At 64.5% G+C, this 13,443-nt stretch carries 14 protein-coding genes; 8 read left to right on the top strand and 6 right to left on the bottom strand.

Annotated elements, in window-relative coordinates; genetic code table 11:
- Positions 1–125: 125 nt before the first annotated feature.
- On the bottom strand, positions 126–488 hold the full coding sequence (locus WDM24_RS40625) for a DUF1304 domain-containing protein (RefSeq protein ID WP_338694510.1): 363 nt from the start codon (positions 486–488) through the stop codon (positions 126–128).
- 89 nt (positions 489–577) lie between these two features.
- Here WDM24_RS40625 and WDM24_RS40620 point away from each other — a divergent pair, with 89 nt between their 5' ends.
- A complete protein-coding gene (locus tag WDM24_RS40620) occupies positions 578–1,102 on the top strand; it encodes a methylated-DNA--[protein]-cysteine S-methyltransferase (protein WP_338694512.1) in 525 nt (174 codons plus the stop codon).
- Positions 1,103–1,623: 521 nt separating this feature from the next.
- Here WDM24_RS40620 and WDM24_RS40615 read toward each other — a convergent pair.
- The gene (locus WDM24_RS40615; protein ID WP_338829688.1) at positions 1,624–1,815 is read right to left on the bottom strand and encodes a hypothetical protein; all 192 of its coding nucleotides are present in this window, start codon (positions 1,813–1,815) and stop codon (positions 1,624–1,626) included.
- 207 nt (positions 1,816–2,022) lie between these two features.
- On the opposite strand from WDM24_RS40615, the gene WDM24_RS40610 reads away from it, so the two are divergent.
- Positions 2,023–2,148 carry a hypothetical protein gene (locus tag WDM24_RS40610; protein ID WP_275949047.1) on the top strand — a complete coding sequence of 42 codons (126 nt, stop codon included), beginning with the start codon at positions 2,023–2,025 and terminating at the stop codon, positions 2,146–2,148.
- A 7-nt stretch (positions 2,149–2,155) separates the two neighbouring features.
- On the opposite strand, the gene WDM24_RS40605 is transcribed toward WDM24_RS40610, so the two are convergent.
- From WDM24_RS40605 to WDM24_RS40595, 3 genes are all read right to left on the bottom strand, one after another.
- The gene (locus tag WDM24_RS40605; RefSeq protein WP_414645794.1) at positions 2,156–2,506 is read right to left on the bottom strand and encodes a response regulator transcription factor; all 351 of its coding nucleotides are present in this window, start codon (positions 2,504–2,506) and stop codon (positions 2,156–2,158) included.
- Positions 2,507–2,638: 132 nt separating this feature from the next.
- Entirely contained in the window at positions 2,639–3,313 is a 675-nt protein-coding gene (locus tag WDM24_RS40600; RefSeq protein ID WP_166301235.1) for a response regulator transcription factor, read from the bottom strand.
- A complete protein-coding gene (locus WDM24_RS40595; RefSeq protein ID WP_338829687.1) occupies positions 3,307–5,103 on the bottom strand; it encodes a PAS domain S-box protein in 1,797 nt (598 codons plus the stop codon). Before WDM24_RS40595 ends, WDM24_RS40600 begins: the two co-directional genes overlap by 7 nt.
- 352 nt (positions 5,104–5,455) lie before the next feature.
- On the opposite strand from WDM24_RS40595, the gene WDM24_RS40590 reads away from it, so the two are divergent.
- Positions 5,456–5,719, top strand: a complete 264-nt coding sequence (locus WDM24_RS40590; RefSeq protein WP_338694521.1) for a hypothetical protein — start codon at positions 5,456–5,458, stop codon at positions 5,717–5,719.
- A gap of 297 nt (positions 5,720–6,016) precedes the next feature.
- Here the strand turns inward: WDM24_RS40590 and WDM24_RS40585 are convergent, their stop codons facing one another.
- Entirely contained in the window at positions 6,017–8,809 is a 2,793-nt protein-coding gene (locus tag WDM24_RS40585) for a [protein-PII] uridylyltransferase (RefSeq protein ID WP_166301241.1), read from the bottom strand.
- 198 nt (positions 8,810–9,007) lie between these two features.
- Between WDM24_RS40585 and WDM24_RS40580 the strand changes: the two genes are divergently transcribed.
- The 5 genes from WDM24_RS40580 to WDM24_RS40560 all read left to right on the top strand — a co-directional run bounded on the left by WDM24_RS40580 (position 9,008) and on the right by WDM24_RS40560 (position 13,437).
- Positions 9,008–9,982, top strand: a complete 975-nt coding sequence (locus WDM24_RS40580; RefSeq protein WP_166301244.1) for an aliphatic sulfonate ABC transporter substrate-binding protein — start codon at positions 9,008–9,010, stop codon at positions 9,980–9,982.
- A gap of 219 nt (positions 9,983–10,201) precedes the next feature.
- The gene (locus WDM24_RS40575; protein WP_338832531.1) at positions 10,202–11,038 is read left to right on the top strand and encodes an ABC transporter permease; all 837 of its coding nucleotides are present in this window, start codon (positions 10,202–10,204) and stop codon (positions 11,036–11,038) included.
- Positions 11,038–11,823 carry an ABC transporter ATP-binding protein gene (locus WDM24_RS40570; RefSeq protein WP_338829686.1) on the top strand — a complete coding sequence of 262 codons (786 nt, stop codon included), beginning with the start codon at positions 11,038–11,040 and terminating at the stop codon, positions 11,821–11,823. The genes WDM24_RS40575 and WDM24_RS40570 overlap by 1 nt, the downstream gene beginning before the upstream one ends.
- 155 nt (positions 11,824–11,978) lie before the next feature.
- A complete protein-coding gene (locus WDM24_RS40565; protein ID WP_338829685.1) occupies positions 11,979–12,488 on the top strand; it encodes an OsmC family protein in 510 nt (169 codons plus the stop codon).
- Positions 12,489–12,639: 151 nt separating this feature from the next.
- Positions 12,640–13,437, top strand: a complete 798-nt coding sequence (locus WDM24_RS40560; RefSeq protein WP_338829684.1) for a hypothetical protein — start codon at positions 12,640–12,642, stop codon at positions 13,435–13,437.
- Positions 13,438–13,443 lie beyond the last annotated feature (6 nt).

Genomic DNA, 13,443 nt, shown 5'->3' with positions numbered 1-13,443 from the left:
GAAGCGTGGTTGCATTGCAAGGCGATGCGCCCTGCGCGCAGTGTCGCGTTTGAGCATGATCCGGAAAAGCGTGAAGCGGTTTTCCGAGGGGATCATGCTCAAGAAAACAAAAGCGCGCCCGCGCCTTAAGCGAGCCAGAGCTGGATCAGCGCCAGCGCCGCAGGTGTCGCCTGCACATAAAGGATACGCCGGCTCACGGTGGCGGCGCCGTAGACGCCGGCGACGATCACGCAGAGCAGGAAGAATGTCTTGATCTGGAACGCGAAGGCCGGATTGCCGTGCACCAGGCCCCAGATCAGTCCGGCGGCGAGGAAGCCGTTATAGAGCCCCTGATTGGCGGCGAGCACGGCCGAGTCGGTCGCCTTCTCGATCGAGTTGCGAAAGGTCTTCAAGCCCACCGGCTTGGTCCACAGGAACATCTCGAGCACAAGGAAATAGATGTGCAGCATGGCCACCACCGCGACCAGAACATTGCCAAGCCAAAGCATGATGCGGTCCCCCTTAACCGGAATTCGGGTGGACGCTAGCACGCGGGCGGTGAATTGTATGCCGAGCGACCTGTTTCCGAGCGATGACCATGGCCGACCGCAAGACTGCACAGAGCTTCAACCTCGACCGCCTCAAGACCCCGATCGGTACCGCGCTGCTGGTGACCGATGACGACGGCGTGCTGCGCGCGCTCGACTGGGACGACTATGAAGGACGCATGCTCGACCTGCTGCGGCTGCATTATGGCGCGGTGACGCTGCGGGACGGCCGCGCGCCGGCCGCGATGCGCGAGGCGCTAGCCGATTACTTCAAGGGCGATCTCGATCGGCTCGCGGATGTCGAATGGCGCGTCGCCGGCACGCCGTTCCAGCAGAAGGTGTGGCACGCGCTGCCGAAAATTGCGCCGGGCACCACCATGAGCTACGGCGCGCTGGCGGCGAAACTGAAAGTGCCGAACGCGATGCGTGCGGTCGGCCACGCCAACGGCTCGAACCCGATCAGCGTCGTCGTGCCCTGCCACCGCCTGATCGGCGCCAACGGCTCACTGGTCAAATATGGCGGTGGGCTGGAGCGCAAGCGCTGGCTGCTGCGGCACGAGGGCGTGGAGATATAGCGGCGTACGTTCGCGGATAGTTCGTCGTCCAGCGGACCCTGTCCCGTCATCCCCGCGCAAAGGCTTCGCCTTTGTCGCTGGAGGAGCGCGAAGCGCGTCTCGAAGGATGCACGGCCCGCATATCTCGGCGCGCTCCGATTCTCTCGCGGCGGGAGCGTGGCTGTTGATCCTTCGAGACGGCCGCTCCGCGGCCTCCTCAGGATGACGGGGAGGGGTTACTCTGCGTCGATGAGCCAGTCGGCTGATCGTGCGCCAATCCGACTAAATCAGTGCTTCCTTCTTCGCCTGGGACGGTCCGTGTAGCTGCGGACTAAGCACGGAGCAAACTTCGCCGTGGTCAATGGACGAATTTCATCAGCCGCCTGAGGCGATCAATCGAGATCTTCGCTCGGCATGTTTCGCAGATCGCGCACGATGTAGAGGAAGACAATGAGCGAGGGCACCCATGCGAGTATCGCTCCTACCAGCATCGCATCGACTGTCGTCATGGGGCCTCCTTTGAGCGTCGTTAATTCTCGCCGTCAGACCAATTTCCTCGCCGGGCCGCGGCTGCCGGAGAAGGGATAGAGCCACTTCCAATAGGCCTTGTTGCGCTCCAATTGCTGTTTGTAGATCTCGCGGCACTTCACGGAGCAGAACTGCTCGAAATGCCAGCTGTGCCGGATCAGCCCGAACGGGCGCCTGCACCCCGGATTCCCGCAACGGCCGGTCATGACGCGGCCTCCGCATTCGCACGCCAAAGCCAGCGAGTGAATTCCTCCTGAGCTTTGTGCAGGCAGAGGCGTCCGCAGTAGCGTTCGCCCGCCGGGTTTCGCAAACTGATGATCTTGGGCTCTTCGCTGTCACACTGGGCGCAGCGCGGTTCCGCTCGCATGGCGACCTCCTTCCGAGGAATTGCCATTTGCCAATCAGAATGTCTGATGCTGTCTCTGATGCTGTCCTGGCCGTCGATCTTCGCGAAGGACGACGGTGCGCAATCTCGCGCCACCATCGTCCAGGCGCAACTTGTCCTGATGTTTGGCGGCATCATCCTTGCGTATGTCTGATGTGAACTCATTCGCCGGGTGCGCTTCCGTTCTGCGCCAGGGCCGTATCGAGGCATTTGATCAGGACGTCGCCGTCGAAGGGCTTGCTCAGAAAGCAGATCGCTCCCGCCCTCAGGGCCCGGGCGCGATCGCTTTCGACGGAGAAGGCGGTGACGAAAATGAACGGAAAGCGCCGTCCGCTGGCGATCAAATGGCTCTGCAGGTCGAGCCCGCTCATGGCCGGCATCCGGACGTCCGCTATCACACAGGATGTCTCATTCAGGTGGGGCGAGTGCAGGAATTCCTCAGCCGACGCGTAGGTCTCGACTGCGTAGCCGAGCGACCTGACGAGATTGTGGGTCGCGGTGCGAACCGACATGTCGTCGTCGATGATGGATATCATTGGCGGGTGGGACAAGGAGGTCCTTCCTGGGGACGGCCAGAACGGGCTTTGGTCTGTGCGCGGACGCCGGGGCACAGTGCGTCGCCAGTCGGGATCGGAGAATCATACTTAGGTTTGCGGCCCGCCGGATGCCGGTCCGATCCGGAGGATCTGCGCCATTTTGACCAGATCCGGCAGCGATTTCGCCGCCATTTTCCGCATGATGTGGCCGCGGTGTATCTTCACCGTGATCTCCGCCACCCCGATTTCGGCGGCGACCTGCTTGTTCATCAGCCCTGCGGTGACGAGGGTCATGATCTGGCGCTCGCGGGCGGTCAAGGTCGCGAAGGCTGCGCGCAGGTGTGCAAGGGCCTTGGCCTCATCGCGACGATTTCGGTCGCGCTCGATCGCTGTCGTGACGGCATCCAGCATGTCCTGGTCGCGGAACGGCTTGGTCAGGAAGTCGACCGCTCCGGCCTTCATGGCCCTGACCGTCATCGGGATATCGCCATGGCCGGTCATGAAGATGATCGGGATATGGATGTCGGCCTTGGCCAGCTCGGCCTGAAAGTCGAGGCCGCTCAGCCGGGGCAGCCTGATGTCCAGGATCAGGCAGCTCGGGACATCCGGCGGCTTGTGCTGGAGAAATTCATGGGCCGATCCGAACACTTCGGTCCGCAGCCCGACCGACCGGAAAAGATTGCTCAGCGAGTCCCGCACCGACGGGTCGTCGTCGACGACGAAGACGGCCGGATCCCCGGCGCTTGCGTGAGTGGGAGGTGATGCCGCGGGTCCGGTCACCATGCATGATCCTCTTCACGCAATGGCAAGGTGAACTGGAATGCCGCGCCGGGGCCGGTATTTCCGGCCACGGACAGGCGACCCCGGTGAGCTTCGACGATCGAGCGGCAGATCGACAAGCCCATTCCCATGCCGCTGGCCTTGGTGGTGTAGAAGGCGTCGAACAGCCGGTCGGCATTCTCGGTTGTTATCCCGACGCCACAGTCGGTGACCGTGACCAGGATTTGCCCGGCATCGTCATGCTTGGCGGGGTCGATGCGTGTGCGGATCACGAGTTCGCGCGGCCGGTCCGTGACCGGCTGCATCGCCTCGATGCCGTTGAGGACCAGGTTGAGGATGACTTGCTGCAGTTGGATACGGTCGGCGATAACAGGCGGGAGCGCGGGAGCGAGATCCAGCTGCAGGGAAATCAGGTGGCTCTGCAGTTCATGCTGCACCAGGCCGATCACCTCGTTGATGGCTGCATTGATGTCGAGCGGCGCCTTCTGATCGGTCGTCTTGTTCACCAGGGCGCGGACGCGCTGGATGACCTCGCCCGCCCGGTTGCCGTCGCTGATGATCGACCTGACCGCCCCGCGGGCTTCGTTCAGATCGGGAGCCGCCCGGTTGAGCCACCGCAGGCATGCCGCGGCATTGGTGACCACGGCGGCAAGCGGCTGGTTCACTTCATGGGCGATCGATGCCGCGAGCTCGCCGAGCGCCGTCACGCGCGTGACGTGCGCGAGGTTCATCTGCGCTTCATGCAGTTCCGACTCGGCCCGCTTGCGGGCCGTCACGTCGGTGACCGCTCCGATGAATTCGGTGTCGCCCGAGATGTTGGTCACCGCATGCGCCCGGGCGTGGACATATTTGATCGCCCCATTGGGCATCAGCAATCGGTAGCCGTGCTCGAAGTCCTTGCCGTCGACCGAGGCACGGTCGATGGTCCGTTGCACGCGGGCGCGATCGTCCGGATGGACGCGTTGCAGGACCGTGCCATGCTTGATGCAAGGAGCCTTGTCGAATTCGAAGATCCTGAACGTTTCTTCCGACCAGATCATCTCGCCGTTGGCGACGTGCCAGCCAAAGCTGCCGGTGTGACTCAATCGCTGGGCTTCGGTCAGGTACATTTCACTCTGCTGCAGCGCATTCTCAGCCTGCTTGCGCTCGGTAATATCCTCGCATGCGATCAGGACGATCAACTGATCGCCCAGCCGCCGCACGGCCTTGGCATTCTCACGAACCCAAAGCCTTGAACCGTCCTTGCGGACCTTCCGGATTTCCCAGCCTTGGGTTTGGCCGATGTTGTCGAGGCATGCCGCGACGTTGCGCTGAACCATATCTCGGTCTTCGGCCGCAAAGACCCGCAGCACGGATTGTCCGAGCAATTCGTCGACGGTGTAGCCGAGTTGTGCCGCGCCGAACGTGTTGACCGACAGGACGAGGCCCGTTGCGTCAACCATGAAGTACATGACCGGGTTGTGCTCGAACACCTCCTTCCATTGCGCTTCGCTGTTGCGCAGCGCCTCGATCGCCCGCTCTTCGCTGCTGGCCCGGCCGCGCAACGCGGCTTCCATCTGCCTTTGGGTGCGGCCCACCACACGCATCATCAGCAATGCAGCGGCGAGCGCGGCGATGAGCGCCGCCAGGGCAGCCAGATGAGCGGTCGCCGCAGGCTCCGGACCAAGCAACAGCCCAGCGCAGGTTCCCGCCCAAGCCAGCACCATGCCGCCGAGCAGCCATTGCTCGGTCGACCAGGGCTTCGTGGTCGGATTGCGCATCATCGGCAGCACCAGCAGTTGGCCGTCCAGCACTTGGCCATCATGGGCCGCGCTGCGTCGCTAGGTGACCGCTATCATCAGCGGCGACAACGTCGCCCTCCCAACAGGCCGGACCTTAGCAGCTTTCTCGTCGTCCGGACGAGATCATGCGGGCCTGTGGCAATCCGCCCGCGCGCGTGGAGTCGCGCGGAAAGCGAAACCACCCGATACGCTCAGGTTCAGGTTGCGGCTAAACCTAAGTATGTTGTCCCCATCCCAATGTAACGGCCGGATCAACCTCCGTTCAATGGCGTGTTTCCTCCCGGCGACTACGCTCATTGGGTAACTCGATAACAGTAGGCATCCCGGATTCAGCAGTCGCCGATCAGAGATCTGGAGGTTGAAATTGCCGAACGCTCGCCTGCATTTGATCCTTTGCTCCGATGACATCGCGCACGAGACGCGGGGTCAGAGACGCGACCGCAGCTTCCAGCCTGCCGTGATCGACGGTGGCAAGCAAGCAGCGAGCGTGCCGGCCGACAACCCTTGGGCCAACGATTGGATCGATCTGCTCGACGTCTTCGATTTTGGCGTTGTGGTCTGTCATGCCAGCTACCTGGCCTTGCTGGGGGCGAGCCTGGCGGCGCTGCAGCCGCAATCAGACATGTGAGATCCAGGGCGGTTGCCCGCCCTAGACTCTAAGTCCGGCAGGCTGCCGGGACCGACGCGCTGGCTGCTCACGCCTGGGTCGCGCAAAACGGGTCCGATAACAGCCTCCGTGAGAGCCCGGAATCCATTCCCCGACTAGCCCCGGCCCTGATGGATTCCGGGCTCAGTTCCATACATCGTCATTCCGGGCTCGCGAAGCGAGAACCCGGAATCCATTTCAAAGCAACAACGCGGCCCGATGGATTCCGGGTTCAGCCCTGCGGGCTGCCCCGGAATGACGGATGGAGAGAGCGTGCTCTCACGCCGCCGGCTTCGCCGCCTGGTCCTCGCTCGCGAGCAGATGCAGCAGCGCGCTCTTGATCGCGGCCTGCCGGGTCGGCGCCGTGATCTGGGCGCCGAGCAGGTCGGTGACATAGAACACGTCGCGCGCGCGTTCGCCGAAAGTCGCGACATGGGCGGAGGCGATGTTGAGGTTGAGCTTCGAGATCGCGGTGGTGAGCTGATAGAGCAGGCCGGGGCGGTCGAGGCCGGAGACCTCGATCACGGTATAGCGGTCGGACCACTGGTTGTTGATGGTGACTTCAGGCTCGACGATGAACGGACGCGCCTTGCTGCGCACCGCGCGCTTCGCCACGGCCTCGGGCAGCCGCAGCTTGCCTTCCAGCACGTGCTCGATCATCTCGCCGATCCGCGTCGCGCGGCGGCCTTCATCCTCGTCGCGGTCGTATTCGCGTGAGATCGAGATGGTGTCGAGCGCGCGGCCGTCGGTCGTGGTGTAGATCTGCGCGTCGACGATGTTGGCGCCGGCAGACGCACAGGCGCCGGCGATGATCGACAGCAGCCAGGGATGGTCGGTCGCGAGAATCGTGAGCTCGGTGACGGCGCGGATCTCGTCGAAGCCGACATTGATCGCGAGCTTGTGGCCGGCCTGCTCGCTGGCGCGGATGAAGCGTGCCTGGCGGATCTTGCGTGGCAGCTCAACCTTGAGCCAGTAGGCCGGGTAGTGCCGGCCGATATAGGCGTTGAGCTCGGCCTCCGGCCATTCGGTGAAGGCGCGGCGGAATTCGGCTTGCGCCACCGCGATGCGCTGGGCGCGGTTGACCTCCGAGAAGCCGCCGGTCAGCACCGGCTCGGTCTCGTAATACAGCGTGCGCAACAGCTGCGCCTTCCAGCCGTTCCAGACGCCGGGGCCGACGCCGCGGATGTCGGCGGTGGTCAGGATCGTGAGCAGCTTCATCTGCTCGACCGACTGCACCACGGCGGCGAAATTCTCGATGGTCTTGCGGTCCGACAGGTCGCGCGATTGCGCCACCGTCGACATCGTCAGGTGCTCCTCGATCAGCCATGCCACCAACTCGGTGTCGGCCGCCGAGAAGCCGAGCCGCGGGCACAGCCGCCGCGCCACCTTGGCGCCGGCGATCGAATGATCCTCGGGGCGGCCCTTGGCGATGTCGTGCAGCAAGGTCGCGATATAGATCACCGGGCGGTGCTCGGGCTGGATCTTGCGGAACAGGTCGCTGGCGACCGTGAACTCCTCGTTGCCGCCGCGCTCGATGTCCTGAAGGAAGCCGATGCAGCGGATCAGATGCTCGTCCACCGTGTAGTGGTGGTACATGTTGAACTGCATCATCGACACGATCTTGCCGAAGGCGCGGATGAAATGGCCGAGCACGCCGGTCTCGTTCATCCGCCGCAGCACGGTCTCCGCATTGTCGGAGGTCAGGATCTCCATGAACAGGCGGTTGGCTTCGTCGTTCTCGCGCAGCTGGGTGTTGATCAGCTTCAGCGAGCGCGTCACCGTGCGCATCGCGTCGGGATGGAAGGCGAGGCTGTTCTGCTGCGCGAGGCGGAAGATCCGGATGAGATTGACCGGATCGTGCTTGAAGACGTCGGGGGCGGCGAGGTTGATGCGGTTGTTGTCGACGATGAAATCGTCGCTGCCCGCCACCCGCCGCCGCTTGGTGCCGGGCCGGAAGCGCGCCACCATCCGGCTCAGCACCGGCGCCGGCTTGTTGTGCTCCTCCTCGAGCTTGGCGCACAGGATCGCGGTGAGGTCGCCGACGTCTTTGGCGATCAGGAAGTAGTGCTTCATGAAGCGCTCGACGTCCTGCATGCCGGGATGCGAGGTATAGCCGAGGCGGACCGCGATCTCGCGCTGCATGTCGAACGACAGCCGCTCCTCGGCGCGTCCGGCGAAGAAGTGCAGGTTGCAGCGCACCGACCACAGGAAATCGGCGCAGCGGCGGAAGGTGCGGTACTCCTGTGCGTCGAACACGCCGCGTTCCAGCAGCTCATCGGTCTCGCGCACGCGGTAGACGTATTTGGCGATCCAGAACAGCGTGTGCAGGTCGCGCAGGCCGCCCTTGCCGTCCTTGACGTTGGGCTCGACCAGATAGCGCGACTGGCCGCCGCGGCGATGCCGCTCCTCGCGCTCGGCGAGTTTGGCGGTGACGAATTCCGACGCGGTGCCCTGCACCACTTCCTTGTCGAAGCGCTCGACCAGCTCGTCATAGAGCGGCTGGTCGCCGGTCAGGAAGCGCGTCTCCAGGATCGCGGTGCGGATCGTCATGTCGCCGCGCGCCTGGCGGATCGATTCATCGACCGAGCGGGTGGCGTGGCCGACCTTCAGCCCCATGTCCCAAAGGCAATAGAGAATGGCTTCGGCGACCTGCTCGCCCCAGGCGGTCTGCTTGTAGGGCAGGATGAACAACAGATCGATGTCGGATTCCGGCGCCATCAGCCCGCGGCCATAACCGCCGGTCGCGACCACGGCCATGCGCTCGGCGCCCGATGGGATTGGTGAGTGGTAGAGATGCCGGGTCGCCGCGGCGTAGAGGATGCGGATGATCTCGTCCTGCACGAAGCAGAGCCGTTCGGCGCAGCGGCGGCCGTGGCGATCCTTCAAGAGCAGCGCCTGCGCCGTGGCGCGCGCCGCGATCAGTTCGGCCTTGAGCAGCTGCGCCATCGCGGCGCGGAACTGGTCCTCGCGGCCGGCATGCTGCTCGGCGAGCGCGTTGACCGCCGCGGTGATCCGCACGGTCTCGAAACGATCATCCGCTTCAGCGCGGTCGTCGGCTACGATGCTGTCCATACGTCCATCCGATATCGGACGAAGCTGTTGCTGTCACTGACCAAAGTATAACGACAGCAGCTCCATGCTCTCTCAACGGCGCTGCGGGCAAGATCGTTCTCGCGCCATCGCGTAAAGGGTAGAGATTTTCTCGTTGACCGCAAGGCTAACTCATTGAAATAAAAGATTGTTTCTTAATCGTATCGAGGAGATCGACGAATGCAGAAATTTTCCCGGCGCGCCTTCGCTGCGCTGCTCGCGGTCTCGACATTGTTGCCCGGCGCGGCGCTTGCCGCCGACGCGCTGAAGGAGATCCGGATCGACTGGGCGACCTACAATCCGGTGTCGATGGTGCTGAAGCAGAAGGGCCTCCTGGAGAAGGAGTTCGCCAAGGACGGCATCAGCATCGTCTGGGTGCAGTCGGCCGGCTCCAACAAGGCGCTCGAATTCCTCAACGCCGGTTCGATCGATCTCGGCTCGACCGCGGGCTCGGCCGCCTTGGTCGCCAGGATCAACGGCAACCCGATCAAGTCGATCTATGTCTATTCGCGTCCCGAATGGACCGCGCTGGTCACCGGCAAGGATTCCAAGATCGCCTCCGTCGCCGACCTGAAGGGCAAGCGCGTCGCGGTGACCCGCGGGACCGATCCGCACATCTTCCTGGTCCGCGCGCTGCTCGGCGCCGGCCTTACCGAGAAGGACATCACGCCGGTGCTGCTGCAGCACGCCGACGGCAAGACCGCGCTGATCCGCGGCGACGTCGACGCCTGGGCCGGCCTCGACCCGATGATGGCGCAGGCCGAGGTCGAGGACGGCGCAAAACTGTTCTATCGCAAGGCCGACGCCAACACCTGGGGCATCCTCAATGTGCGCGAGCAGTTCTTGAAGGATCATCCGGATATCGTCCGCCGCGTGCTCGCAGCTTACGAGGAGGCGCGGAAATATTCGCTGGCCAACTATGACGAGCTGAAGAAGACCTTCATCGCCGTCACCAAGCTGCCGGACGCCGTGGTCGACAAGCAGCTCAAGGAGCGCACCGAGCTGACCCACAGCCGGATTGGCGCCCCGCAGCGCGAATCAATTCTCGCGGCTGGTCTCGCGCTGCAGCAGGCCGGCGTGATCGACGCCAAGACCGACGTCAAGGCCGCGCTCGACAGCCTGATCGACGACCAGGTCCCGCTGCCCACCAACTAACCACCGTCGTCCCGGACAAGCGAAGCGCGATCCGGGACCCATAACCACAAGGCTTTGTCGTTAGATGACGCTGTGGCCCCAGCTCGCTTAACCACCACATTCGGTGGTTATGGGTCCCGGCTCCCGTGCGCAATTGCGCACTAGGCCGGGACGACGGGGATGGAGTTGCGCGATCACCCACCTTGCAATCCCGCCTGAAGAATAGTTCTTGCTATGGCCATGACCGTTGACCTGCCCGCGCTGGAACAGACGGCCGCGCCGCGTGCGGCGCCGGCGCGGTGGTCGCGTCATGCGCGGCCGGTGCTCGGGCTCGCACTGCCGGTCGCGCTGGCGCTGGGCTGGGAACTGGTCGTCGCGCTCGGCTACTCCAACGGCCGCCTGGTGCCGCCGCCGTCGAAAGTATTTGAAACCATCGTTGCGCTCGCCCGGAACGGCGAGCTGTCGCGCCATATCCTTGCGACGCTGTGGCGGGTCGGCGCGGGCTTTGCGCTCGGCGTCGCGGGCGGCACCATCCTCGGTGCGATCTCCGGCTATTGGGGCCTGGCGCGCCGACTTCTTGACCCGACGGTACAAGCGCTGCGCGCGATTCCCTCGATCGCCTGGGTGCCGCTGTTCATCCTGTGGCTCGGCATCTTCGAGACCTCGAAGATCGCGCTGATCGCGGTCGGCGTGTTCTTTCCGGTCTATCTCGGGGTGATGGGCGCGATCCTGTCGGTCGATCGCAAGGTCGTCGAGGTCGGCCGCGTGTTCCGCCTGTCCGGCTTTGCGATGATCCGCCGCATCCTTTTGCCCGCCGTGCTGCCGGCCTATGTGGTGTCGCTGCGGGTCGGGCTCGGCCTGGGCTGGATGTTCGTGGTCGCCGCCGAATTCATGGGCGCGTCCGAAGGGCTCGGCTATCTCCTGATCGACGGCCAGCAGCTCGGCAAGCCGGCGCAGATCCTCGCCGCGATCGTGATCTTCGCGATCCTCGGCAAGCTGACCGACTGGCTGATCGAAATCGCCACCGCGCCGTTGCTCCGTTGGCAGGATGCGTTCGGCGCGCGAGGAGGGCAGTGATGCTTGCGCTGAGGGACGTCGGCAAGACCTATCCGAACGGCGTCCACGCGCTGGAACGCTTCTCGGCCGAGATACAGCCCGGCGAGATCATCGCCATCATCGGCGGCTCCGGTTGCGGCAAGTCGACGCTGCTGCGCGCCATCGCCGGCCTCGATCGCGCCAGCACCGGCAGCGTGATACTCGACAATGCCGTGATCACCTCGCCGCACGCCAAGATCGGCATCATCTTCCAGGAGCCGCGGCTGTTGCCGTGGCTCAGCGTCGCCGACAATATCGGCTTCGGCCTCGCCGATCTCCCGACTGATGCGAGGCGCGAGCGGGTCGCGACGGCGCTGGCCCGCGTCGGCCTCGCCGACAAGGCCGCAGCGTGGCCGCGCGAATTGTCCGGCGGGCAGGCGCAGCGGGTCGCGATCGCACGCGCGCTGGTGCCGCAGCCGGAAGTGCTGCTGCTCGACGAGCCGTTCTCGGCGCTCGATGCCTTCACCCGGCGTGACCTGCAGGACCATCTGCTCGATCTCTGGGCCGACACAAGGCCGACCCTGATCCTGGTCACCCATGACGTCGACGAGGCCGTGGTGCTGGCCGATCGCGTGCTGGTGATGCGGCCGCGGCCGGGCCGCCTGTTCGAGCAGATCACCATCAATCTGGCGCGGCCGCGCGACCGCAAATCGGAGCTGTTCGACACCTTCAAGCGCCGCGTGCTGACCGCGCTCGACCGCTCGCTGGACCGGCAGGTGCGTGACGTCACGGACAAATCGAGCGCCGGCGAGGCGATGTGGTGGTGACATCGGCGCGTTAAGGCCTTACATCGGCTAGAGCATGATCCGGAAAAGTGCGAAGCGGTTTTCCGAAAAGATCATGCTAAAACAAGAATCTAAAGCGCGATGACGATTCAACGTGATCTCATCGCGCTTTAGAAAGAACAGCCGGGAGCAGAACCATGGACTCCGCCGAACTCCGCGCAATGCAGGCTCCGATCAAGGAGCGCTACAAGACCGACCCCCAAGCCGCCGTGATCACGCTGAAGGCCAAGGGCTCGATCGACAATGAGAGCATCTCCTGCAAGGTCGAGACCGGCCGCGCACTCGCGGTCGCCGGCCTGCATCCCGCCACCGGCGGCTCCGGGCTCGAGCTTTGCTCCGGCGACATGCTCTTGGAGGCGCTGGTCGCCTGCGCCGGCGTCACCTTGAAATCGGTCGCCACCGCCGTCGAGGTGCCGCTGAAAGTCGGCAATGTGTTCGCCGAAGGCGATCTCGACTTCCGTGGCACACTCGGCGTCGACAAGGAGACCCCGGTCGGCTTCCGCGAAATCCGCCTGAGCTTCGAGATCGGCACCGACGCGCCGCAGGACAAGCTCGATCTGCTGCTGAAACTCACCGAGCGTTATTGCGTGGTCTATCAGACCATCAAGAACGGCCCGAAGGTTTCGGTGTCGATGCAGCGGGTGTAGCTCGGTGTCGTCCCGGCCTAGTGCGCAATTGCGCACGGGAGCCGGGACCCATACGCCGTGTCTTCTCGATTCAAGCCGCGCCGTGCGACGGCTTTCGTTCCCCACGTATAGTTGTGGTTATGGGTCCCGGCCTGCGCCGGGACGACACAGGATGTCCCCCGAACTCCACTTCGTCCTGATCCTCGTGCTGCGTATGGCGGTGGCCGCGGCGTTCGTGGTCAGTGCGTCCATCATCACGGAGCGTTCGGGGCCGGTGATCGGCGCGCTGATCGCGACGCTACCGATCTCGGCCGGGCCGTCCTACACCTTCCTCGCGCTCGACCATGACGCCGCCTTCATCGCCGAGGGCGCGCTGGCGAGCCTGCCGGTCAACGCGGCCACGATCTATATGGGCCTGACCTACGCCGTGCTGGCGCAGCGCCGCAGCATGTGGATCAGCGCGGGATCTGCGATCGCGGTGTGGCTGGTGCTGGCCACCATCATCCGCCAGTTCGGCTGGTCGCTCACCGGCGGGCTGCTCGTCAACGCCATCACCTTTGCGATCTGCATTCCGCTGCTCAGGCCCTACCGCCACGTCGCCAAAATGCCGCTGATCGCGCGGCGCTGGTACGACATTCCGCTGCGCGCCGCGCTGGTTGCAAGCCTGGTCGGCACGGTTGTCACGGCATCAGGCTGGGTCGGCCCGCGCGTCACCGGCGTGATGGCGCTGTTCCCGATCGTGTTCTCCTCGATGATGCTGATCCTGCATCCGCGCATCGGTGGACCTGCGACCGCAGCCGTGCTCGCCAACAGCGCCTGGGGCCTGATGGGCTTCGGCCTCGGCGTCGCCGTGCTGCATGTCGCGGTGGCGCAGTTCGGCTCGCCGATTGGGCTGAGCTGCGCGCTCGCCACCTGCATCGTGTGGAATCTGGTGCTGTGGTGGCTCGGGCGGAGGAAGCTGAAAGGTTGAAGCCGT

The sequence above is a fragment of the Bradyrhizobium sp. 27S5 genome (assembly GCF_037217225.1).
Lineage (GTDB): Bacteria > Pseudomonadota > Alphaproteobacteria > Rhizobiales > Xanthobacteraceae > Bradyrhizobium > Bradyrhizobium septentrionale.
The sequence above is the reverse complement of the archived record's forward strand: the minus strand, read 5'-3'. Positions and strand labels throughout refer to the sequence as shown.